Below are 22682 nucleotides of genomic sequence, written 5' to 3'. Positions count from 1 at the left end.
GGAGAAAGTGAACATGGCCACCATTGACTACTATTTTGCGACAATTTCGCCATTCACATATTTGGCCGGCTCACGGCTGGAAGAGATCGCGGCAAAGCACGACGCGACGATCAATTACAAACCGCTGGATATCATGGGTCTGTTCGCGCGCACCGGGGGGACGCCACCTAAAGATCGCCATATCTCACGCGTTGAATACCGTGCGCAGGAATTACAGCGGCAGTCCAGAAACCTGGGGATTGCGTTCAATATGCAACCGGCGCATTGGCCAACGAATATGGCGCCGTCATCGTATGCGGTGATTGCGGCGGTCAAGGATGGATCCGGCGACGTCGGGAAGCTGGTTCAATCCTTCCTGCGCGCCTGCTGGGCCGAAGAGAAGGATATCGCGCAGGATGACGTGATCCGCGCGTGCCTGTCTGAGGCCGGATTTGATCCGAACCTTGCCGACAGCGGCTTGCTGGTGGGCGCTGAAACCTATGCCGCCAATCTGGAAGAGGCGGTAGATCGGGGTGTTTTTGGTGCCCCGTTCTATATCACCGAGGATGATCAGAGGTTTTGGGGGCAAGATCGGTTAGATGATCTGGATCTGCACCTAACCGAGCTGAATGGGTGAAGGATCTGTCGCCGGTTCATGTCAGAACCTTGGGGCAGGGCGCGCGCAAGGTGCTGGCCCTGCATTGCACGATTGCCCATTCCGGCGCGTGGTCTGGTCTGGCCGCGGCGTTAGAGGGCGAGACCACCTTGTTCGCCCCTGACATGCTTTCACACGGTCGCAGCCCGGATTGGGACGGGCTGGGGGATTACTTCGACGTTGTGACGGAAACAGCGGCTGCGCAGCTGATCGAACCGATGGACGTGATCGGCCATTCTTTTGGTGGCATGATTGCGCTGCGCCTGGCGGCTGAGCATCCCGACCTGGTCCGCAGCGCCGTGTTGATTGAGCCCGTCTTCTTTGCCATCGCGAAACAGGATGCGCCCGCGCTGGTTGCGAAGCATGATCACGAGGCGCAGCCTTACACGGATGCTTTGGCAGCCGGAGATATGGCGCTGGCCGCACGCCTGTTCAACAGAATGTGGAGCACCGATGACAGTCCCCGCTGGCCGGACCTGCCGGAACGTACGCGCGCGGCGATGGTGCGAGGCGTCCACGTTGTGCCCGCGGTAGAAGGTGTTTTGTTCCAAGATCAGAAAGGGTTACTAAACCCCGGCGTTCTGGACCGTGCGGCCATGCCGGTTTTGATCCTCAGCGGTTCTAAGACGCACCCGGTGATGCCAGCGATTGGACTGGGTTTGCAGCAGCGGTTGCCAAACGCGTCCTGCGCCGTGGTCGAGGGCGCAGGACACATGGCGCCGATCTCTCATCCACAAGATACAGCGCACCTTGTGCAGCAGTTCTGGCAGGACGCCCGCGACCCCTAAAGCAGGGCGAGGAACTGGTCGATATTTTCGGCGCTGATCGACCAGTCGCAGACCAGGCGGCAGGCAAGGATTTCTGCGTCATCGGCTCCGTCCAGCTCTGCCCCCCACAGGTGATAGACAGCACCGGCGTCGTGCAGCTGTTTGTGCCGCGCACGTGAGAATTGGGCGAAGATCATATTCGCGTGGGGTTCATGCAGGAACGAGGCACCTTTCGCGCGCAAACCTTCGGCCAGTCGGGCGCAGTTGTCATTGGCTTGGCGAGCCAGTTTCAGCCACAGGTCGTCCTGCAGATAAGCGGCCATTTGCGCCGACAGATAGCGGTGTTTGGAAAACAGATGCGCCCCGCGCTTGCGGCGCAGTTCGAATTCCCAGGCTTTGGACTCGTCGAAAAAGACGACCGCCTCGACCCCCATCAGCCCGTTCTTGGTGCCGCCAAAGCTAACCGCGTCCACACCCGCTTTCCACGTCATCTCGGCTGGCGAGCAGTTCAGTGCGACAAGGGCGTTGGTGAACCGTGCACCGTCGAGATGGACCGGAAGGCCGTATTCCTTGGCCACGCCGCACAGTGCCTGCAACTCGGCCAGAGAATAAACCGACCCGCGCTCGGTCACCTGAGTGATCGATACCGGCCCGCGCTGGGGACCGTGTACGCCGCGTGTCTCTTCGGCCTGAATGGCCCCGCGCAAGGCTTCCGGTGTCATCTTGTCCGCACCCGGAACAAGTGTCAGCTTGGCGCCGGTGTAAAACTCCGGCGCGTTACACTCGTCCTCGTGGATATGCGCTACGGGTGAGCAAAAGATCGTGTCCCAAGGGTTTGCCAGAGTCGCCAGAGCCAGCGAATTCGCTGCCGTTCCAGTGGCCACCAGATAGACGGCCGCGCCCGGGGCCTCAAAGATGCCGCGAATGCGATCCCGTACCTCGTTCATCAGCGTGTCGGCGCCGTAGGCCATCTGATAACCTTCATTGGCCGCGTTCAATGCGGCCATGACCTGGGGGTGAACCGGCCCGGAATTGTCAGAGGCGAAATACATCAGCTAGGCTCCTCGATGATATAGTCTTCCCACTCTTCAAGCGGTGTTTCGAACTCGGACACCGTGCGCCCCTGAACCGACATTCCGGCGGCGTGCACGCTGTTCGGCGTACCAGATATCAACGGGTGCCAGTCGTAAAGAGGCTTTCCTTCCCACAGCAGCCGATAGGCACAGGTTTGCGGCAGCCAATAGGCGTGGTCGTCGATATTGTCGGGCTTCATCACGATACATTCCGGCACGAACTGGTGGCGGATGTCGTATTGCGTGCAACGGCAGCTTTCGTCGTCCAGCAGGCGGCAGGCGACGCAGGTCAGGGCGACCTCGCCGGTATCCTCGTCCTCCAGCTTGTTCAGGCAGCATTTGCCACAGCCGTCGCACAGCGCCTCCCACTCGCGCTGGTTCATTTTGGTCAGCGGTTTGCGTTCCCAGAACCGAGGGCTCAGGTCGTTGCGATCAATTGGGTCGGCGGTCATAGCGCCGCCAGAATGCTGCGGGCCTTGTCGCAGTCGGCGTCCATCTGCGTGATGAGACCGTCCAGCCCGTCGAATTTCATCTCGGGGCGCAGGTATTCGACCAATCCGACCGACAGGGTTGCGCCATAGAGGTCGCCCGAGAAGTCAAACAGGAAGGTTTCGATATTGGGCACTTCGCCGTTGAACATCGGACGCGTCCCGACCGAGGCCGCGCCGTAATAGCTGCCCTGATGGGGGCCGTCCAACACATCAACCAGCACCGCATAGACACCGAATTTCGGCGGGTGCAGTCCCTCGATGGACATGTTCGCCGTCGGGAAGCCCAGTTCGCGGCCACGTTGTTCGCCGCCGATCACCTCGCCCTCGATCCGGTGCCAATGGCCCAACATTGCGGCAGCATCGCGGGGGCGGCCCTCGGACAGGGCGGTGCGGATTGCAGTCGATGACACCACGTTCTCGGACCTTTCCATCAACGGGGCAATGGTGACGCCGAACCCCATCTCTTGCCCAAAACGGACCATGTCATCGGCTGTGCCACTGCGCCCTTTGCCAAAGCAGAAATCGGCCCCAACGACCACATGTGACAGTCCAAGACCGTCGCAAATCACGTTGCGGGCGAATTCCTCGGGGGTCAGCCCGGCCAGAGCAGCGTTGAAGGGCAATTCGTAGAGTTTCTGCACGCCCAGCTTTTCCAACCGGTGTGCGCGTGCGTTACCGCGCATCAAGCGAAAAGGAGACGTGCCGGGGGCAAAGTACTCGCGCGGGTGGGGTTCAAACGTCATGACGCCCAAGGGGGCATCCGGAGCGGCACTGCGCGCCAGTTCGATCACCGATTGGTGGCCGATATGGACGCCGTCAAAGTTCCCGATCGCCACACTGGCGCCGCGGTCCTGAGGCTCGATGTATTGATAGTCCCGGATGACATGCATGCGCAGTGGGTACTGGTCCTTAGACCTATGTTCAAGCATATGATGTCACGGGCGGGTCAAAATACCCGGTGAAGAATTGCATGGCTGCCGACCGTCACAACGATCGCAACCGGCCGCGGATGTATTTTGCCGCTGACCTGAAGTGGCTGGCACCGGCGGCCTCGGCCCATCGGCCCGGTGTCCAGTTGTTCTTGGCGCCCTTCATGGGACCCTCGTACAACTCGGCGTTAGACCGTGTTTCAAGGAATTCGGCCAGTTTGCGATAGCCCGCGTCCAGTTCCTGCACAGCGTCGTCCCACGACAGGTTCGCCTGTTTTTGGCGCAGGTCAAAGTTATAGCGGCGCAGCTCATTCCACTTGTATCCATTTGCTGGGAAATACACTTCCTTTTCCGCCTGTCCGTCAGCATACCAGCCAAGAAACAGATTAATCCAGTGGGCCCTGTGTCCGACAACATCCTTGATCGACGTCTCGTCGTCATCTTTCAGAAGGGCGTGGCGAGGTTCCAAAGGCGCAATGAGCGTCCTGAGTTTGGAATACTCTTTTTCAGTGATCGCCAGAAGTTCCGGTTTGCTTGATGCAGCCATGTTTCAAGCCCAATACGTATTAACCCGCATCGGAGTTTAGCGAGCCTCCGCGCCACAGGAATGACGCAGATCAAAGGCTGTGGCTGAAAAGGCTGATCAGTCGAACTTGCGCGACGGGGCCAGCACCATGGCTTCGCCGATCAGCACCTTCTTACCGTCGACCGAGCAGTGGCAGTCCAGCTTGACCCGACGCTTGGAAAAGTCGATGTCGATCACCTTGACCTCGGCATAGACCATGTCGCCGGGGCGCACAGGGGCTAGGAATTTCAGTGACTGCCCCATATAAACCGTGCCGTGACCCGGCAGCTGTTCCCCAATCACGGCCGAGATCAGACCAGCGGTCAGCATTCCATGCGCGATGCGACCCTCGAAGATCGTGTCGCGGGCATAGTCGTCATCCAGATGCACCGGGTTCCGGTCCGTCGAAACTTGCGCGAACATCTCGATGTCTTCGTCCGTCACCACTTTGCGTAAGTAACGGGTCATGCCCATTTCGATGTCTTCGATACAGATCGTGCCGCGCGGAAGATTGTCCAACATGTCGCCCTTACCTTAATCTGCAGGGCAACAAAACAACCAAAGTCGCCCTAGTTCGGCAACTTTATTACTTCGCAGTCGCAGAAAATCAAGTCTTTTCTGATTACCTCAAACGTCCGATTGTATAGGTTGGATTGATATTTTCCCTTGCAATGTAATCGGTTAGGGATTCGTGGTGCGGATGGTGCGACGTTTTTGTTTCGGCAGCAGCCAATCCGCCGGAAATGAACAGAGAATCAATCCCCTCTCCCATGCCGCCCAGAATGTCGGTGTGCGGGCCGTCGCCGATCACCAGAATGTCGCCGTCGGGGATGTCTTGACCCAGTTCCTGCAACCGGCGGCGAGCCAGATCGTAGATCGGCGGGTGCGGCTTGCCGAAGTAAAGGCTCTCTCCCCCCATCTCTGTGTAAAGCTTGGCCAGCGCGCCAGCGCACCATTCCCGCACTTCGCCCCGGTCGACCACGATATCAGGGTTGGCGCAGAGCAGCTTCATGCCCTTTTGCTTGGCATAGAGGAAATCGGGGCGGTTGATCGACGGATCCGCCATCGGGTCGAACGGGCCGCAGCAGACGATGCCTTCGGCCTCGTCCAGCGGGACGCGTTCGATGTGAATGGGGTGGTGCAGCAGTTTCAGCGGCTCAAAGAACCCGGCATCACGTTGCCATTCCCCCATGAAATAGACCTTTTCACCCACCGCGCCCCGGAACATCGCCGAACGGGCTGAATCGCCACTGGTGGCGATGGTGTCGTAGGCGTCGGCGGGCACGTTGAATTGTGCCAGTTGCTCTGCCACGCCAGCGCGAGGTTTCGGAGAGTTAGTGACCAGCACCACGATCCCGCCTTTCGCGCGATAGGCCTGCAGCGCGGCGACGGCTTCGGGGTAGGCGGTGATGCCGTTGTGAACGCAGCCCCAAAGGTCAACGAACAGCGCCTTATAGCGGTCGGAGATTTCGGTCAGGGCGTGGATGATCTGGGTCATGAAAAGCCTCGGGGGAGTTAAAACAAGGTTGCGTCAGCTATTGCAAAGCTGGTTCTGTTTGACCATCCCGCAATATCAATTGCCGGGGAAATAGGCTCGTTTCTTTCAGTTTTCTTCGGTCACTTTCTCTACGTCCGGTGCTTGCTGGACGGTGTCTGTGCCCAAAATGATCTGCGCGCCAATCCTGTTTTGAAACCGCACAACGACAAGATAGCCCGGACCCAGTTCTTTGCGTAAGACGTCAACCAGAGGTGTCTCTCGCAGGCTCTCAGGCAATAATCCTACGACTGAAGATACCTTGTAGGCCGCCTCGATCGGTAGGTCGACAATCAACCAGATGTCGGCGTGTTTGCTTTTGGCGTTTACGTCGACGCGGATGATCTCGACCGAGACCGGATCGGCCCAATTGCGGATGGTTTGCGCCAGTTGCGCCTCGGTTCGTGTCTCGAGGTACCGATTATACGTGGACTTGCCCAGCTGTAGGACGACAAATGCCAGAAAGGCCAAAGTTACCACTACGCTGGCGGTGAAGTTCAGCTTGCGCCGGCCTTTGCTGAAAACCACCGAGCGGGCCGCGTACACGATATAGACCGCGCAGGCGGACAGGATTATCGCGCCCAGGTTTGTGGCAAACAACAAGACGGCTTCATAGGCTTCTGACGGTTCTCCGAAATACATCAGAACACCCGAGGCTGACAAAGGTGGTACCAGTGACACCCCAATGGCCGCGCCGGGCAGCAAGCTGGCCTCGGATCTGTTGATCTGGACATATGCCCCGGCTACACCCGCAGCCAAGGCAACGATAAGATCCTCGGTTCCAGGGTCGGTCCGGGCCAGAACCTGATCGGGGATCAGGATGCCGCGCGGGACGTCGGCCACATATACCAGAAACCAGGCCAGCAGGACGCATAAAGCGGCCGCGCCACAAACAACCAGTGCCAGGTAGAGCGCGCGAGCCAGCCATCCCATGACCATCGCTGCCGCCACGCCAAGAATGGGGGTCATCAGCGGCGCCACCAACATTGCGGCGATTACCACTGCGCCGGAATTGCGCAACATGCCCATCGTGGCGATTACAACGGACAGAGTCAGCAACATGGCAAAGCGGCGCCAATAGGCTGATTTATCCTGGCCTTCGAACCGCAGGATACTGCGTGTTGTACTGAACTTGCGCTTACTCATACGTTGGATCTGGTCCGGTACCCATTCTGTTAACCAGAGTAGCAATGGAAGCGTTTCAAGCAAATCCTTCAGCGCAATGAAAAAAGGCGCCCTAGTGGGACGCCTTTAAAACTGCTTGTTCAGAAGATCAGACCTTGAGGTTCGGAATGATCTGCTTTTTGCGGCTCATGATACCCGGCAGAACAACGGCGTCGCCGTCAACCGACGCGCCAAAGCTCTTTTCTGCCACGCCTTTGACCAGATCGTTAGGAACAAGTAGGGTGGCTTCTTCGTTCAGGATGTCGACAACGAACAGCAGAACCTGATCAACGCCGTCTTCCTTGGCGACGTCTACCATCGAGCCCGCCAGGCTGGCTTTGCGATCCAGCACAACGCCGGGCGCGGTGGTTTCCAGAACCGAGACGCGGAACTTTGTGCCGTCGACTTCGTATTCCTTGCTGTCCATCCGGATCAGTTCGGCGTCCGAGAATGACGATACATCCGATTTAGCTGCGAACATGTCGGCGGCATAGGCTGAAACATCCAGACCCAGATCGGCGGCCAGTTTCTCGGCCACTTCGCGGTCATGCGCGGTGGTGGTGGGCGAGCGGAACTCCAGTGTGTCCGACAGGATGCAGGTCAACGCCGCACCTTTGATGGCTTCGGGCATCTTGGCGGCGTCGTCACCCATCAGGTCGACCATGATGGTCGCGGTGCAGGCCAGCGGTCGCACGGTTATATCGATCGGGCCTTTGGTTTCCAGACCGCCGACCAGCTTGTGGTGGTCGATGATGGTGCGGATGTCGGCGCTGTTGACGCTGGCGGGCAGCTCGGCCGGGTTGTTGGTGTCAACGATGACAACCGGCACGTCCGCTTCGACGTCGTCGATGATGCGCGGCTTGGGCAGGTCCCAGCGCTGCAGCATGAACGCGGCTTCGGTGTTGGGCTCGCCCAACAGAACCGGCTCGGCCTGTTCGCCTTTGACTTCGTTCAGGTACCACGACCACAGGATCGGAGAGCCTGTGGAGTCGGTGTCGGGGGATTTATGGCCAAATACAAGAGTTGTCATGTCAGCGTCCTGAGGATGATAAATTTGCGCGCCTTATAGGGCGGTCTGCCGGGCTTGTCACCCGGCGGAGTTTACGCTGCGACGGTTGGTCTGGATTTCGCCTGTACCCCGTTAGAACTGCTCGCGGGACAGGGTGTATCCGGCCTGTTCCAACTGATTTAAAAGGCCATGCGTTCCGCTGAGGTGGCCGGCGCCTGTGGCGATCACTGCAGTCTGATCTTGAATGTTCAGAATGTGCTGCATCCAGTTGTTGTTCCGCTCAACCAGCAGGTTTTGTTCGAAGTCGCCCCATTCTTTGTCAAAATCCTCTGGCGACATGCCTGAAAACTCCAGCGCCATAACGCGGCCCAGTTCCAGCGCTTGTCCGTGTTTTTCAGTGAAATATGCGTTTGTCATGGTGGCCATCTGATCATCGCTGTTGCCATAGGCATTGGCCATCCGTGCCAGCGACTCCGCCTGTTCTTCGATGGGGTAGAAGTCAAACAAGGCGGTCAGTTCTTCAATGCTTTCCAGCGAATGCTGCGGGATGCCTTGTTCTTCGGCCAGATCAGTCAGACGCGCATCCATCCCGTGGCGGGCGTTCGGATCGCTGATCAAACATGTCGGCATAGCCAGCGTCATGCCAACGAACCAGGGGCGCATTTTCGCCCCCATCCAACCGGGAATGCCACGCTCGGCCAATTCAGCGGATAGGGTGGCCCAGGCCTCTTCGGGCAGCAACTCAATCAAGCTGGGACCGGACGTGATCAGGATCGGGCTGGGGTCCAGGGCCAGTTCCTGTTCCCATGCCGTCATTGCGTCTTGAGTGACCTCAAAGTAAAAGGCATCGGCTTGGCTGAGTGTCGGCGTCAAGCGCTCGACAATCGCGTCCATGCGCGGATCATTAATGTGCATGGTCCCGATCAAGTGCAACACCGTGTCATCTTTGGTGGCAACCCAATGGTTGCCTTCCGCATACGGCAAGTCGACGAGCGCCTGATTCAGCTCTGCACGCATTTCGGGCGTAAAGTCGTCCCATAGATCACGGCCCTCGCAGGCGGCGTGAGCTGTCGCGGGAAGCAGCAGGGAGATCAGAAATGGAAACAGGCGCATGTGTTCAATCCAATGAGTATGTCTTTGCCCGAAACTTGCCCCGGTGCCGGGCCATGTGCAAGGCGGATCAGGGAGTTGCGTGCAGCCTCTGGCATTCTGTGACATTTCGCCTAGCATGTGGCCATGGACCGCGAGCAGGATCTCTATCCCCCCATCAAGGCGCTGCTGGAGCGTCAAGGTTATACTGTCAAGGGCGAGGTCGGCGCGGCCGATATCGTGGCCGTGCGGGATGGCGATGAGCCGGTGATTGTCGAGTTGAAGCTGCGGTTTTCGCTGGCGCTGTTTCATCAGGCGATCACGCGGCTGAAAATGACGGATCAGGTGTATATCGGGGTGTGCAAGCCCAAGGGTCGCACAGCCCGGCGGGCGTTGAAGGATAACCTCGCCCTGTGTCGCCGCCTGGGCCTTGGGTTGATTACTGTGCGGGCTGATGGTTCGGTCGAGGTACAGTGTGATCCCGGTCCCTATGCACCGCGTAAGACCAAGGCCAAGACCTTGCGTTTGCTGCGCGAATTCGACCGGCTGGAGGGCGATCCGAATGCCGGGGGTGCCACCCGGCACGGCATCGTTACCGCCTACCGTCAGGACGCTTTGAAATGTGCGGCCCATCTGGCCGAATGCGGAGCGACCAAGGGAGCTGTTGTTGCCAAAGCAACCGGTGTGGCCGAAGCGACGCGGCTGATGCGTGACAATCACTATGGCTGGTTCGACAAGGTCGAGAAGGGCATTTATTGTCTGAACGAGGCCGGGCAAGACGGCCTGAAACACTGGGCTTACAGTTGGGAACAGGCTGACTGAGGCTGATTTCTAAAAAATCCGAAACAGCTTGTTGACTCGGGGGTTTGGACCTCCTAGCTATTCGTCGTTATCACTCACACTACCCGAGTGCTAACGCCTCACCGTCCGGTGGGGGGAGGATTAACAAACTTTGAGCCCAAGGAGCTGCAAAGATGGCATTGAAACCGCTTCATGACCGCGTGCTGGTTCGCCGTACCGAAAGCGAAGAGAAAACCGCAGGCGGCCTGATCATTCCTGACAGCGCAAAAGAAAAGCCCAGCGAAGGCGAAGTCGTCGCAACCGGTGAAGGCGCACGCAAGGACAGCGGCGAACTGATCGCAATGGCTGTTAAAGCTGGTGACAAGATCCTGTTCGGCAAATGGTCGGGCACCGAAGTTCAGGTCAACGGCGAAGAGCTGCTGATGATGAAAGAAAGCGACATCATGGGGATCATTGAGTAAGCCCGCGCGCTTCTCTGATCTTCATCTCAATACATTTTCTCAAGGAGAAACGACATGGCTGCAAAGGACGTCAAGTTCGACACCGATGCCCGTAACCGTATGCTGGCAGGTGTGAACATCCTGGCCGATGCTGTTAAAGTGACCCTGGGCCCCAAAGGCCGCAATGTGGTTCTGGACAAATCCTTTGGCGCACCGCGCATCACCAAAGACGGTGTTTCGGTTGCCAAGGAAATCGAGCTGGAAGACAAGTTCGAAAACATGGGCGCGCAGATGGTGAAAGAAGTCGCCAGCCGCACCAATGACGAAGCCGGCGACGGCACCACCACCGCAACCGTTCTGGCTCAAGCCATCGTGCGCGAAGGTCTGAAGCAGGTTGCAGCTGGCCTGAACCCGATGGACCTGAAGCGCGGCATCGACCTGGCAACTGCCAAGGTTGTTGAGGGCATCAAAGACGCTTCGCGTGAAGTCAAAGACTCTGCAGAAGTTGCTCAGGTTGGCACCATCTCGGCCAACGGCGAAGCCGAAATCGGTCAGCAAATCGCAGACGCGATGCAGAAGGTTGGCAACGAAGGCGTCATCACCGTCGAAGAAAACAAAGGTCTGGAAACCGAGACCGACGTTGTCGAAGGTATGCAGTTCGACCGTGGCTACCTGTCGCCTTACTTCGTCACCAACGCAGACAAGATGATCGCAGAGCTCGACGACTGCATGATCCTGCTACACGAAAAGAAACTGTCCTCGCTGCAGCCGATGGTTCCGCTGCTGGAACAAGTGATCCAGTCGCAAAAGCCGCTGCTGATCATCGCGGAAGACGTTGAAGGCGAAGCGCTGGCGACCCTCGTGGTCAACAAACTGCGCGGTGGCCTGAAAATTGCTGCTGTCAAAGCACCGGGCTTCGGCGATCGCCGCAAAGCCATGCTGCAGGACATCGCGATCCTGACCGGCGGTCAGGTCATCAGCGAAGATCTGGGCATGAAGCTCGAGTCCGTCACCATGGACATGCTGGGCACCGCCAAGAAAATCGAAATCACCAAAGACGAAACCACCATCGTCGACGGTGCTGGCGAGAAAGCCGAGATCGAAGCACGTGTTGCTCAGATCCGCACTCAGATCGAAGAAACCTCGTCGGACTACGACCGTGAGAAGCTGCAAGAGCGCGTTGCCAAACTGGCAGGCGGTGTTGCTGTTATCCGCGTCGGCGGCATGACCGAAGTTGAAGTGAAAGAGCGTAAGGACCGTGTGGACGATGCTCTGAACGCAACCCGCGCTGCTGTGCAGGAAGGCGTTGTTGTAGGCGGCGGTGTTGCTCTGGTTCAGGCCGGTAAAGCACTGGAATCGCTGGAAGGTGCAAACGCCGACCAGAACGCCGGTATCAACATTGTTCGCAAAGCAATCGAAGCGCCGCTGCGCCAGATCGCCGAGAACGCAGGTGTTGACGGTGCGGTAGTTGCGGGCAAAGTCCGTGAATCCGGCGACGTATCATTCGGCTTCAACGCACAGACCGAAGAATATGGCGACATGTTCTCGTTCGGTGTCATCGATCCGGCCAAAGTTGTCCGTACCGCTCTGGAAGACGCGGCATCGGTTGCTGGCCTGCTGGTCACTACCGAAGCAATGGTTGCTGACAAGCCGCAGAAAGACGCACCTGCTGCAGGCGGCATGCCCGACATGGGCGGCATGGGCGGCATGATGTAAGCTGCTTAGGCCATAGTGCTTAGGAGCGGGGTCGCCTTCGGGCGGCCCCGTTTTTTTGTTTCACGCATCGCTCAGGAATGTGAGTGTCCAAGTCACCACGAAACCACTATGCGGTTGATATGCGTTTGTTTCTTCTCACAGCTCTGACCATGTGCGCCTTTGCGGCGAATTCGATCCTGAACCGTCTGGCAATCGACAGCGGTGCCAGCGATCCCGCCGGGTTCGCCGTTGTTCGTGTTCTTGCCGGGGCCGTGGTTCTGGCAGCTTTGGTCTGGTTCAGGGCCGGGCATTTGCCGCTGCGAAGCCGGCGCAGGATTGCCGGGGCCGGGGCATTATCGCTTTATATGATCGGGTTTTCCCTGGCTTACCTTACGTTGGATGCTGGCCTTGGGGCACTGATCCTGTTCGGCGTAGTACAGATCACCATGTTTGCGGTGACCTCTGTGATGAGCAATACCCCAACTGCCCGCCAGATTGCCGGTGCCGCGATTGCGCTGGCAGGGTTGGCTTATGTACTCTGGCCGTCCGGTGCAGTGCAGGTCGACCTGACGGGCGCGGTTTTGATGACGGCAGCCGGCGTGGGCTGGGCGATCTATTCGCTGGCCGGGCGGTCCGAGCCGGACGCCTTGGCGGGGACTGCGGCCAATTTCATCGTCGCGTTGCCGGCCACAGGGCTAGCTCTTCTGGTCACCGGGGTAGAGTGGCAGATGACCGGTTCGGGCTACTTTCTGGCCGCTATCTCTGGTGGGGTCACGTCGGGGATGGGTTATGCGCTTTGGTATCGTGTGTTGCCGCAACTGGCCCCTACCACTGCAGCGGTCGTGCAACTAAGCGTTCCTATCATCGCCATTCTGGCTGGTGTCATTTTGCTAGGCGAGGTTGCCAGCCTTCGCCTGATGCTGGGGGCCTCGCTGGTTCTGGGCGGTATTGCGCTGGCTGTCCTGCGCCTGAAACAGCGCTAGGGGTTTCATCACCCGCGCTTAGGGCTTATCTGGCGGCTATGAGATACCTGTTCGCCCTGTTTTTGTTTCTTGTTCCGGCCGCGGCCCAGGCAAAATGCGTGGTCCTTCTGCATGGGCTTGCGCGGACCGAAGCGTCTTTCACCGTTATGGAGCAGCTCTTTCAAGCGCACGGATACAAAGTGGTGCGCCCGGGTTATCCTTCGACGGACCTGCCGATCCCCGATCTGGCCGATCAGACCGTGCCGGACGCACTTGCGGCCTGCGGAGATGATACGGCGAATGTCGTGGCGCATTCGATGGGCGGCATTCTGCTGCGTTATTGGCTACAGGACCACCAGCCGGAGAATCTGGGTCGCGTGGTCATGCTTGGCCCGCCCAATCAGGGTAGCCAATTGGTTGATGAACTGGGCGCCTGGGAGGCATTCGGCATGTTGAATGGCCCCGCCGGTTTGGCGCTGGGCACCGGCCCCGAGGGCATCCCGCGTCAGTTGCCGCCGGTCGATTTCGAGTTGGGGGTAATCGCGGGTGAGAACTCGCTGAACCCGGTGTTTTCTTCCATGATCGACGGCCGGGATGATGGTAAAGTGTCGATCGAGACGACCAAGGTCGAAGGGATGCAGGATCACATAGTCCTGCCGGTGACCCACACGTTTATGATGAACAATCCTCGTGTAATGGCGCAAGCGCTGCATTTTATCGAGTACGGTCAGTTCGATCCGCAGATCACCTGGCTGGACGGGGTGCTGGATGTTATCGATGAAATTTGTATCGGGCAGGATTGCTCGGAACCCGCCTCGGAGCCAACGCAATGACGGCATTGAACCTGACCCTGACCGGCGCAGAGGTTCTGCTGCCGGAACAGGGCCTTGCGCCTTCCGAATTGACAATGGCCGAAGGCGTCATTCAACCGGACCGCTCCGGGCGGGAAATCGACCTGTCGGGCTACCTTGTACTGCCCGGCATCATTGATCTTCACGGGGACGGGTTCGAACGCCATATCGCGCCGCGCCGCGGGGCGATGAAGCAGATGGCTGAAGGCATTCTTTCGGTTGAGGCTGAACTGGCTTCCAACGGCATCACCACCGCCGTTCTGGCCCAGTTCCACAGTTGGGAAGGCGGCGTGCGCGGCCCCGAGTTCGCGGGGCAGGTGTTTGACGCCATCGCTGCGGTCAAGGACCGCGTTGTGACTGACCTGATGCCGCAACTTCGGTTTGAGACACATATGTTGGACGACTACGTGGGCTTGCCGGAACGTATTGCCGAATGGGAGGTGCCTTACGTGGTGTTCAACGACCACCTCCCGCATGACCGACTGGCTGAACGACGCAAACCGCCGCGGCTGACCGGGCAGGCGCTCAAGGCCGGACGCAACCCGGAAAAGCACTTCGAACTGTTGCTGTCCATGCATGACCGCCGGGCTGAGGTGCCTGCGGCGCTGGACGCGTTGTGTGCGACGCTTGCCAAGCATGGCGTGCGCATGGGCAGCCATGACGACGCCACCGCCGAAACACGCGCCGACTGGCGCGCACGCGGTGCGCAGATTTCCGAATTCCCCGAAACGCTTGAGGCTGCCGAGGCCGCCCATGTTTCAGGCGATTATATCATTCTGGGATCGCCCAACGTGGTGCGCGGGGGCTCGCATAAGGGCAATGCCAGCGCGCTGGACTTGATCACGATGGGATATTGCGACGCGCTGGCCTCGGATTATCACTACCCCAGCCCAAGACGCGCGGCGTTGATGCTGGCCAAGTCTGGGTTGGTGGATATGGCAGGCGCGTGGGCGCTGGTCTCATCCGGGCCAGCCCGTGTGTTGGGTCTGCATGACAGGGGCACGCTGGCTTCGGGTCAACGCGCTGATCTGGTCATTCTGCATGCCGATACCCTACGCGTCGCCGCCACTTTGGCGGGTGGTCGGGTCAGCTATATGACCGGAGATATCGCGGCCCGCTTCATCGGCTGATCCGCGCTTCATCTGGCCAGAAATATTCCAGCCGGAGGCATCGCGCGTCAGCGCGATACCCTAGCGGATTATGCGGTTGAAATGCCCCATCTTGCGCCCGGTCTTGACCTCGGCTTTGCCATATAGATGCAAGGCCACATCGCGTTCCTGTGCCAGTTCGGGCACGCGATCCATGTCGGCACCGATCAGGTTCTCCATAACCACATCCGAATGCCGTTGCCCGTCGCCAAGCGGCCATCCGGCCACGGCACGGATATGTTGTTCGAACTGATCCACGGCGCAGCCATTTTGTGTCCAGTGGCCCGAGTTATGCACCCGCGGTGCGATTTCGTTCACGATCAAACCAGCAGGGGTCACGAACAGCTCGACGCCCATGACGCCCACGTAATTCAGCGCATTGAGAATGTTGGCCGCGAGTAGCACGGCATCTGTGCGTTGTGCCGGGCGCAAGCGGGCAGGGACCGTCGTGGTGTGCAGGATACCGTCTCGGTGCACGTTCTCACCAGGATCGAAACAGGCGACCTGACCGTCCAACCCGCGCGCGGCAATGATCGAAACCTCGTGGCTGAAATCAACAAACCCCTCAAGGATAGCTGGCGCACGCGCCATATCTGCCAGAGCTGCCTCGGCATCCTCAGGCGCACGCAACCTTGCCTGGCCCTTACCGTCATAGCCGAAGCGACGGGTTTTCAGGATGGCAGGCGTGCCGATCTGATCGATCGCGGCCTTCAGGCTTTCGAGATCGGCGATGTCGGCAAAGGGCGCGGTTTTCAGGCCAAGCCCCTGCAGGAATGTCTTCTCGGTAAGCCGGTCCTGGCTAACGCGCAGCGCCTCCCGTCCCGGGCGGATCGGGCGGTGGGACTCCAGCAGATCCAGCGCTTCGGTCGGGATGTTTTCGAACTCATAGGTAATGACATCGACGGACTCGGCAAAAGCGCGCAGTGCGTCGACATCGTCATAGGCCGCGGTTGTTACCCGGTCAGAGACTTGGCTTGCAGGCGGATTGGCACCGGGTTCATAGATATGGGTTACAAAGCCCAGACGCGCAGCCGCGACGGACAGCATCCGGCCCAGCTGACCGCCGCCAAGGATGCCAATCGTGGCGCCGGGTGCAAGCATGTCGGTCATTGTTCAGGTCTCCAGCCGTTTGCCGATTGCGGTAAGGGCATCGCGCAAGGCCTCATGCGCCTTGTCCGTTTGTAGAGCCTGCGTCATCTGCAGACTAAGGGTTCCGTCAGTTGCCAGAGCGTCGCGTTCTGTGGCAAGACGTCCGGCCTGACCTTTGTTCATGGTTGCAAGAAAGCCTGCCATCAACTGCGTCGTGTAGAACTCTGCGCCGTCGGCATCGCCTGTCTGATCGGCCAGCCATTCCGAGCCGGTCGCCAACAGATCCAGAATACCGGGAACCATAGCGCAGATTGCAAAATGGGCATTCAGAGAAGCTTCGTTCGCCACTTTAACGACGGGGTTTTCAGGGGCTAACAGCTCAGCCAAAAGCTGATCGTTACCGTAAGCCGCCATCGGGCAGCCACCCTGTTCCAAAAAGCCCAGAGGGATCGTTTGAACGAAATCCTCGGCGGGGGCGCAAAGCATTTTGAGGTCCGCTTCGGAAACGGCCGCCATGACGGAAACGATCCGATGTTCAGCCTTGAAAGTCAGAGGGCCAAGCACTTCACTCGCGATATGTGGGCGCAGGCACAGAAACACGATCTCGGATCGGTCTATCACCGATTGTGGATCGCTGATCGTCGCGTTGATTTCAGCTTTCAGTGCAGCGGAGACCGAGGCGTTGCGCTCGGTCACAAAAATCTCGTGTCCTTTGCGCGCCAGTAGGCGAGCAATTGGTGCCGCAATGTGTCCCGTGCCGATGAAGCCGATACGGCTCATCCCTGTGGTTCCTCGGGGATCGAGGCCGACAACGCTTCGCGCCATGCGTCCAACCGCTGCGCCAGAGCGTCGTCATGCAAGGCCAGAATCCCGGCAGCCATCAGGCCCGCATTTGCACCGCCTGCAGATCCAATCGCCATGGTCGCCACTGGGAAGCCCTTGGGCATCTGAACGATGGAATACAGGGAGTCGACACCAGACAGCGCCCGTGTCTGCACCGGGACGCCGATCACCGGCACCCTTGTTTTTGAGGCCATCATGCCTGGCAGATGTGCGGCCCCTCCGGCCCCGGCAATGATCACATGCAGGCCACGCGAAACGGCGGTTTTGCCATAGTCCCACAACCGGTCGGGGGTGCGGTGCGCCGAGACGATGCGTTTCTCATACGAGATGCCCAGCTCATCCAGAATATCCGCTGCTTCTTTCATCGTGGGCCAGTCCGACTGGCTGCCCATGATGATCCCCACTTTCACATCGCTCATCCGCTTGCTTCCCCGCCTTCTGAGAGAGCGCGCACTATAGCCAAATCCGACTTCGAGGCAATGAGGTATGGTAGCGTTCGCTACCTATTTGCCTGATTGCGCCAAGAGCCCTGCCGACCAACGAAACAGCCAGAAGATTGTGGCACTCAGGCACATCAGTAGCATGGATACTTTTAGCGTTTGGTGCGCGAAATAGAGTACGCCAGAAATTGGCACCCAGCTTTCGGGGTCTCCGCGTAGCATTACGTAGTTCTGTCCGTTCTTGAACGCGTGTGAAACCACCACATCCCCGATGGTTAAGTGAACTGCTGCCGACGCAAGAAAAACGCTCCAAAAAACAACAAAAAAGAGCTTTAGTCCCGACTTTCGCGCAGCTTCAGAATTAGTAAACCGCATTCATCAGGCGATGATGTCAGGGGTCAAACGGTCTTCGATCAGGCGAATGATGTCCTTGAGCCGCAGTTTTTGCTTTTTCAGCCGTTTGATCGTCAGCTGGTCGGCTGTACCGGTGGCTTGCAGCGCCTCGATCGCCTCGTCCAGATCGCGGTGCTGGCGGCGGAAAACCTCCAGTTCAACCCGCAAAACCTCGTCTGTTTTCATCGAAAGATCGGTGGGCGCATTCATGAGCGACTCAGTGCCTTTTGTGGTGCTTAACACACAAGATAGTGTGTCAGGCTTTATCCGGCCAGACCTTGTGGACATCGCCGCATATTCCCATATTCTATTCTACGCGGTTGCCAGAATGGGGCCGCACCACACGTCGCTTTGGCAAAAAAGGACGAAAATACGTGTCGAAACTTACTCTTGGCTCATACCCGCATCTTTTGGGGTTCGAGCAACTGGAACGCCTTCTGGAGCGGTCTGCAAAGGCTGGAAACGAAGGATACCCGCCCTATAACATCGAACAGACCTCGGACTTTTCGTATCGCATTACTTTGGCTGTGGCCGGGTTCGCGGAAGAGGATTTGTCGATCACCATCGAAGATCGTCAACTGGTGATCCGGGGCCGTCAACGCGACGACAGCGAGGGGCGTATTTTCCTGCACCGTGGCATCGCCGCGCGTCAGTTTCAGCGCATGTTCGTGCTGGCAGACGGTGTCGAGGTGGGCGAGGCGATTATGGAAAACGGTCTGCTGCATGTGGATCTGACCCGCGCCGTGCCCGAAACCGTGGTGCAAACGATCAACATAAGAAAGGGGTAAGAGCAATGAATACACCGATTGAGCTGAACACCGAGGGCGACCGGATCGTCTATGTAAAAGCCGTCGATGTCGCCGATCTGCCTCGTGAAGTCCGCGAGCAGGCCGGAGATCTGGCGCAGTTGTATGCAGTGCACGATTCCGACGGTCAGCAATTGGCCCTGGTCGCCGACCGCAAACTGGCGTTTAATCTGGCGCGCGAACACGACTTTTCCCCGGTGGCCGTCCACTAAGCCACGCGATTTTCCCGTGACATCTGGCGCCCCGCGGGCGAGATATGCGGACCTGTAGCGGTTCGCATATCGAAAGGGCGCACGACATGAGCTGGTTTGACTTCGACTGGGTAGACGCCTTCAGCGACCGGGCTTTTGGCGGTAACGGCTGTGCTGTTGTTCATGGCGGCGCTGTTCTGTCGCAAGAGGTCTGCATGGCCTATGTGCGCGAGACCTCTCTGGTCGAATGCACCTTTACCGGGCCATCCGACGTGGCCGATATCCGGGTGCGCTATTTCCTGGCCAGCCGCGAGATCCCATTCGCCGGGCACCCGACCATCGCCACGGTCGCCGCAATGCGGTCGCGCGACTTGTTTCAGGGCGATACGCTGACCTTGGAGACTGGCGCGGGGATCGTCGCAATTCGCCTGAACGGTGATGAGATCGAGATGACGCAAGTCGCACCACAATTTGGCAGCGCCGTACCAGCCGATCTGGTCGCCGCGGCGATCGGCCTGCCGGAAGAGGCCATCATCTCTCCGCCAGAATTTGTCTCAACTGGGTTGCCCTTCTGCGTGACCGTTTTGCGCGATCATGAGGCTTTGCGCGCAGCAAGGCTGGATACCAGCGTACTGCCAAAAATAACTGAGAAAGCCGGATTTTCGGGCTCAGACATGGCCGAACCTTTCCTTGTCACCCTCAAAGGTGCCACCGATGCGGGCGACACGTTCTCGCGCCTTCTGATGGCGCCGCCCAGCCCACCCGAGGACCCGTTCACCGGATCGGCCACTGGCGCAATGGCAGCCTATTTGTGGAAACACGGGTTGATGCCCAAGGACATGTTTACCGCTGAACAAGGGCATGACATGGGACGCCCCGGTCAGGCCACAGTCACACGAGTTGGCCCGCCGGATGCTATGACCGGTATCAAGGTCGCGGGGCGCGGTCATATTCTGATGCGTGGTCAGGTCGACCTGCCAGAGGCTGCGGAATGACCCAACCCGCTATTGCGATCCTGCCTTATGGGCACCGGTTGGGGCAGAAGCTGGCCTCGGTCCCGTTGTCGGAATTGATCTGGCCCGAGGGTTGCCCTGATCGTTTGATCGGCAAGACGGTCGGTGATCTTGAGCACACCGATCACCTGATAATGTACCCGAACTCGACCGTGCATCTGCGCCTGCGTCGGGGAACCCGCGCGCGGATATCGCTAATGATGGGCGAACCTTCGGCAATTCATGGCAAACACGACCGGATGCTGCGCTATACGTGGCGGCGGTTTTTCCGGGTGCTAACCTTCCATGATGTCCTGCTGCACGGCATCCCAAACGCGGTGTTCCTGCCGTATGGCGTTACAATGGTGCCCGACTGGCGGGAGCTGGATGTCACAAAAACCAAATCCTGCTCGCTGATCGCCTCGGCTAAGCGTGACCTGGAAGGGCACCAGCTGCGCCATTCGGTGATCGACTGGGTGCGGGAAACCGGTGCGGATGTAGATATCATGGGGCGCGGCTATACGCCCTTTGATCTTAAATCCGATGGGTTGGCCCCGTACCGCTATTCCGTGGTGATCGAGAATGTACGGGAACGGAACTATTTCTCGGAAAAGCTGACGGACACGATCCTATGCTCGACAGTGCCGATCTATTGGGGTTGTCCGAATATCGGGGACTTCCTCGATACATCTGGCATGATCTTGTGCGAGTCCGAGGCAGATATTCAGCGTGCGATTCAGGCAGCCTCAGCTGAGGACTATGCCACCCGCTTGCCGCACCTGCAGGCGATCCAACCCCAGGCGGCCGAGTACGGGGACTTCGAAGCCCGCGCGGTCGCCGCCATCCGCGCCGAACTCTGACCAAAAAAAGGCCCCCGCGATGCGAGGGCCTTGGAATGCTTCTGGTGCCAACTTACGACGCGGCGATCAGACCCATGCTTTCCAGTTTCAGCAGAACCTGATGGGCGCAGTTGTCGACGTCCACATTTTCGGTCTCGACACTCAGCTCAGGGTTCTGAGGCACGTCATAGGGGTCCGAGATACCGGTGAACTCTTTGATTTTGCCTTCACGCGCCAGCTTGTACAGGCCTTTGCGGTCACGGCGTTCGCATTCCTCGATCGAGGTTGCAACGTGCACTTCGCAGAACGCGCCGAACTGTTCGACCTCTTCACGGACCGCGCGTCGGGTCGTGGCGTAAGGCGCGATCGGGGCACAAATGGCGATGCCGCCATTCTTGGTGATCTCGCTGGCCACGTAGCCGATGCGGCGGATGTTCAGGTCGCGGTGCTCTTTCGAGAAGCCCAGTTCGGACGACAGGTTCTTACGAACGATGTCACCATCCAGCAGCGTCACCGGACGGCCGCCCATCTCCATCAGCTTGACCATAAGGGCGTTGGCGATGGTGGATTTGCCCGAGCCCGAGAAACCGGTGAAGAACACGGTAAAGCCCTGCTGGCTGCGCGGCGGCTTGGTCTTGCGCAGTTCGGCCACAACTTCGGGGAAGCTGAACCATTCGGGGATTTCCAGACCTTCGGCCAGACGACGACGCAGCTCGGTGCCCGAGATGTTCAGGATCGTGACGTTGTCCTTGTCTTCGATCTCGTCGTTGGGCTCGTACTGGGCGCGTTCCTGCACGTAGACCATGTGTTTGAAGTCGACCATTTCGACACCGATTTCATCCTGAAACTGGCGGAACAAGTCCTGCGCGTCATAGGGGCCGTAGAAATCCTCGCCCCGGCTGTTTTTGCCGGGGCCGGCGTGGTCTCGACCGACGATAAAGTGGGTGCAGCCATGGTTGGCGCGGATCAGGCCGTGCCAGACCGCCTCACGCGGGCCAGCCATGCGCATCGCGAGGTTCAGCAGCGACATCGAGGTAGTCGAGGCCGGGTACTTATCCAGAACCGCCTCATAGCAGCGCACACGGGTAAAGTGATCGACGTCGCCCGGCTTGGTCATGCCCACGACCGGGTGGATCAGCAGGTTGGCCTGCGCTTCTTTCGCGGCGCGGAAGGTCAATTCCTGGTGTGCGCGGTGCAGTGGGTTGCGGGTTTGGAACGCAACGATGCGGCGCCAGCCCAGCTTGCGGAAATAGGCGCGCAGTTCGTTCGGCGTGTCGCGGCGACCACGGAAGTCATAGTGAACCGGCTGCTGGATGCCGGTTACCGGGCCACCCAGATAGACCTTTCCCGCGACGTTGTGCAGGTAGTTCACCGCCGGGTGGGCATCGTCGTCGGCGCCGAAAACCTTCTCGGCCTCGCGCGCCTTGTCCGGGGTCCAGCGGTCGGTAACGGTCATGGTACCGAGGATGACGCCTTCCTGATCGCGCAAGGCAATGTCCTGACCCAGCTCGATGCCTTCGGCAAAGTCTTCGCTGACATCCAGCGTGATTGGCATCGGCCACAGCGTTCCATCAGCCAGGCGCATGTTGTCGACGACGTTGTCGTAATCGGCCTCGGACAGGAAACCCTTGAGCGGGTTGAACCCGCCATTCATCAAAAGCTCCAGATCGCAGATCTGACGCGGGCTCAGGTCCCAGCTGGTCAAGTCGGCGGCTTCCACTTTCAGCTTTTGGGCAGATTCATAAGATACATAAAGCTCGGAGATCGGAGCCAGATTGCTTAACATCGTCATAGGAATACTCTTATCGAAGTGCGGTTTTACCGGTGATTCAGGGGTGTTTGCGGGGCATTTGCCCCGACTGCTGGTCGAAGTCCATATACATTCACGAAATTAGGGACGATATGCGCCGTTTTTACCCGGAATGGAAGGAAATTTC

General features: G+C 58.9%; 26 protein-coding genes. 12 read left to right on the top strand and 14 right to left on the bottom strand.

Translation table 11 applies throughout. The features are described from left to right. Window positions 1–13 precede the first annotated feature (13 nt). On the top strand, window positions 14–616 hold the full coding sequence (locus ACXAGD_RS12410) for a DsbA family protein (protein WP_475211020.1): 603 nt from the start codon (window positions 14–16) through the stop codon (window positions 614–616). Then, window positions 613–1422: an alpha/beta fold hydrolase gene (locus ACXAGD_RS12405; protein WP_475211018.1), complete on the top strand. Its 810-nt coding sequence runs from the start codon at window positions 613–615 to the stop codon at window positions 1420–1422. Before ACXAGD_RS12410 ends, ACXAGD_RS12405 begins: the two co-directional genes overlap by 4 nt. On the opposite strand, the gene ACXAGD_RS12400 is transcribed toward ACXAGD_RS12405, so the two are convergent. From ACXAGD_RS12400 to ACXAGD_RS12360, 9 genes are all read right to left on the bottom strand, one after another. Further along, entirely contained in the window at window positions 1419–2453 is a 1035-nt protein-coding gene (locus ACXAGD_RS12400) for a threonine aldolase family protein (protein WP_475211017.1), read from the bottom strand. The two genes, ACXAGD_RS12405 and ACXAGD_RS12400, sit on opposite strands and share 4 nt — an antisense overlap. Next, a complete protein-coding gene (locus tag ACXAGD_RS12395) occupies window positions 2453–2926 on the bottom strand; it encodes a YcgN family cysteine cluster protein (RefSeq protein WP_475211015.1) in 474 nt (157 codons plus the stop codon). The genes ACXAGD_RS12400 and ACXAGD_RS12395 overlap by 1 nt, the downstream gene beginning before the upstream one ends. Next, window positions 2923–3855 (bottom strand): bifunctional riboflavin kinase/FAD synthetase, encoded by a 933-nt coding sequence (locus ACXAGD_RS12390; protein ID WP_475212588.1) that lies wholly within the window; start codon window positions 3853–3855, stop codon window positions 2923–2925. The genes ACXAGD_RS12395 and ACXAGD_RS12390 overlap by 4 nt, the downstream gene beginning before the upstream one ends. 94 nt (window positions 3856–3949) lie before the next feature. Then, window positions 3950–4441, bottom strand: a complete 492-nt coding sequence (locus ACXAGD_RS12385) for a ClbS/DfsB family four-helix bundle protein (protein WP_475211012.1) — start codon at window positions 4439–4441, stop codon at window positions 3950–3952. 96 nt (window positions 4442–4537) lie between these two features. Then, on the bottom strand, window positions 4538–4981 hold the full coding sequence (locus ACXAGD_RS12380) for a MaoC family dehydratase (protein WP_170440782.1): 444 nt from the start codon (window positions 4979–4981) through the stop codon (window positions 4538–4540). A 100-nt stretch (window positions 4982–5081) separates the two neighbouring features. Continuing rightward, entirely contained in the window at window positions 5082–5957 is an 876-nt protein-coding gene (locus tag ACXAGD_RS12375) for an HAD family hydrolase (protein WP_475211010.1), read from the bottom strand. Between the two features lie 105 nt (window positions 5958–6062). Further along, window positions 6063–7139: a DUF389 domain-containing protein gene (locus ACXAGD_RS12370; protein WP_475211007.1), complete on the bottom strand. Its 1077-nt coding sequence runs from the start codon at window positions 7137–7139 to the stop codon at window positions 6063–6065. 127 nt (window positions 7140–7266) lie between these two features. Continuing rightward, window positions 7267–8187: a manganese-dependent inorganic pyrophosphatase gene (locus ACXAGD_RS12365; RefSeq protein WP_475211005.1), complete on the bottom strand. Its 921-nt coding sequence runs from the start codon at window positions 8185–8187 to the stop codon at window positions 7267–7269. Window positions 8188–8298: 111 nt separating this feature from the next. Further along, window positions 8299–9279: a TraB/GumN family protein gene (locus tag ACXAGD_RS12360; protein ID WP_475211004.1), complete on the bottom strand. Its 981-nt coding sequence runs from the start codon at window positions 9277–9279 to the stop codon at window positions 8299–8301. A 123-nt stretch (window positions 9280–9402) separates the two neighbouring features. On the opposite strand from ACXAGD_RS12360, the gene ACXAGD_RS12355 reads away from it, so the two are divergent. The 6 genes from ACXAGD_RS12355 (at window position 9403) to ACXAGD_RS12330 (ending at window position 15134) form a co-directional block, all read left to right on the top strand. Then, a complete protein-coding gene (locus ACXAGD_RS12355) occupies window positions 9403–10077 on the top strand; it encodes a DUF2161 domain-containing phosphodiesterase (RefSeq protein WP_475211002.1) in 675 nt (224 codons plus the stop codon). Between the two features lie 152 nt (window positions 10078–10229). Then, entirely contained in the window at window positions 10230–10517 is a 288-nt protein-coding gene (gene groES / locus ACXAGD_RS12350; RefSeq protein WP_039523824.1) for a co-chaperone GroES, read from the top strand. 54 nt (window positions 10518–10571) lie between these two features. Continuing rightward, window positions 10572–12212, top strand: a complete 1641-nt coding sequence (gene groL, locus ACXAGD_RS12345) for a chaperonin GroEL (RefSeq protein WP_475211000.1) — start codon at window positions 10572–10574, stop codon at window positions 12210–12212. Between the two features lie 119 nt (window positions 12213–12331). Continuing rightward, window positions 12332–13174: a DMT family transporter gene (locus tag ACXAGD_RS12340; protein WP_475210998.1), complete on the top strand. Its 843-nt coding sequence runs from the start codon at window positions 12332–12334 to the stop codon at window positions 13172–13174. A gap of 38 nt (window positions 13175–13212) precedes the next feature. Beyond that, complete coding sequence (locus ACXAGD_RS12335; protein ID WP_475210996.1) at window positions 13213–13986, top strand: alpha/beta fold hydrolase; 774 nt, start codon at window positions 13213–13215, stop codon at window positions 13984–13986. Continuing rightward, the gene (locus ACXAGD_RS12330; protein WP_475210994.1) at window positions 13983–15134 is read left to right on the top strand and encodes an alpha-D-ribose 1-methylphosphonate 5-triphosphate diphosphatase; all 1152 of its coding nucleotides are present in this window, start codon (window positions 13983–13985) and stop codon (window positions 15132–15134) included. The genes ACXAGD_RS12335 and ACXAGD_RS12330 overlap by 4 nt, the downstream gene beginning before the upstream one ends. 60 nt (window positions 15135–15194) lie before the next feature. On the opposite strand, the gene ACXAGD_RS12325 is transcribed toward ACXAGD_RS12330, so the two are convergent. The 4 genes from ACXAGD_RS12325 to ACXAGD_RS12310 all read right to left on the bottom strand — a co-directional run bounded on the left by ACXAGD_RS12325 (window position 15195) and on the right by ACXAGD_RS12310 (window position 18127). Continuing rightward, on the bottom strand, window positions 15195–16262 hold the full coding sequence (locus tag ACXAGD_RS12325; protein WP_475210992.1) for a 5-(carboxyamino)imidazole ribonucleotide synthase: 1068 nt from the start codon (window positions 16260–16262) through the stop codon (window positions 15195–15197). Window positions 16263–16265: 3 nt separating this feature from the next. After that, window positions 16266–17021: an NAD(P)-binding domain-containing protein gene (locus ACXAGD_RS12320; RefSeq protein WP_475210990.1), complete on the bottom strand. Its 756-nt coding sequence runs from the start codon at window positions 17019–17021 to the stop codon at window positions 16266–16268. Continuing rightward, on the bottom strand, window positions 17018–17503 hold the full coding sequence (purE, locus tag ACXAGD_RS12315) for a 5-(carboxyamino)imidazole ribonucleotide mutase (RefSeq protein ID WP_475210988.1): 486 nt from the start codon (window positions 17501–17503) through the stop codon (window positions 17018–17020). The genes ACXAGD_RS12320 and purE overlap by 4 nt, the downstream gene beginning before the upstream one ends. 399 nt (window positions 17504–17902) lie before the next feature. Continuing rightward, window positions 17903–18127: a YdcH family protein gene (locus tag ACXAGD_RS12310; RefSeq protein ID WP_170325931.1), complete on the bottom strand. Its 225-nt coding sequence runs from the start codon at window positions 18125–18127 to the stop codon at window positions 17903–17905. 164 nt (window positions 18128–18291) lie between these two features. Here ACXAGD_RS12310 and ACXAGD_RS12305 point away from each other — a divergent pair, with 164 nt between their 5' ends. From ACXAGD_RS12305 to ACXAGD_RS12290, 4 genes are all read left to right on the top strand, one after another. Continuing rightward, window positions 18292–18705 (top strand): Hsp20 family protein, encoded by a 414-nt coding sequence (locus tag ACXAGD_RS12305; protein ID WP_058275530.1) that lies wholly within the window; start codon window positions 18292–18294, stop codon window positions 18703–18705. Window positions 18706–18710: 5 nt separating this feature from the next. Beyond that, window positions 18711–18935: a DUF1150 family protein gene (locus ACXAGD_RS12300; RefSeq protein ID WP_475210987.1), complete on the top strand. Its 225-nt coding sequence runs from the start codon at window positions 18711–18713 to the stop codon at window positions 18933–18935. Between the two features lie 86 nt (window positions 18936–19021). After that, window positions 19022–19909 (top strand): PhzF family phenazine biosynthesis protein, encoded by an 888-nt coding sequence (locus ACXAGD_RS12295; RefSeq protein WP_475210985.1) that lies wholly within the window; start codon window positions 19022–19024, stop codon window positions 19907–19909. Further along, window positions 19906–20766 carry a hypothetical protein gene (locus tag ACXAGD_RS12290; RefSeq protein WP_475210984.1) on the top strand — a complete coding sequence of 287 codons (861 nt, stop codon included), beginning with the start codon at window positions 19906–19908 and terminating at the stop codon, window positions 20764–20766. Before ACXAGD_RS12295 ends, ACXAGD_RS12290 begins: the two co-directional genes overlap by 4 nt. 52 nt (window positions 20767–20818) lie before the next feature. On the opposite strand, the gene ACXAGD_RS12285 is transcribed toward ACXAGD_RS12290, so the two are convergent. Next, window positions 20819–22537 (bottom strand): bifunctional sulfate adenylyltransferase/adenylylsulfate kinase, encoded by a 1719-nt coding sequence (locus ACXAGD_RS12285; protein WP_475210983.1) that lies wholly within the window; start codon window positions 22535–22537, stop codon window positions 20819–20821. Between the last annotated feature and the right edge of the window lie 145 nt (window positions 22538–22682).

Source organism: Ruegeria sp. ABF4_144 (assembly GCF_056160045.1).
This window is presented reverse-complemented; position numbering and strand designations above follow the sequence as displayed.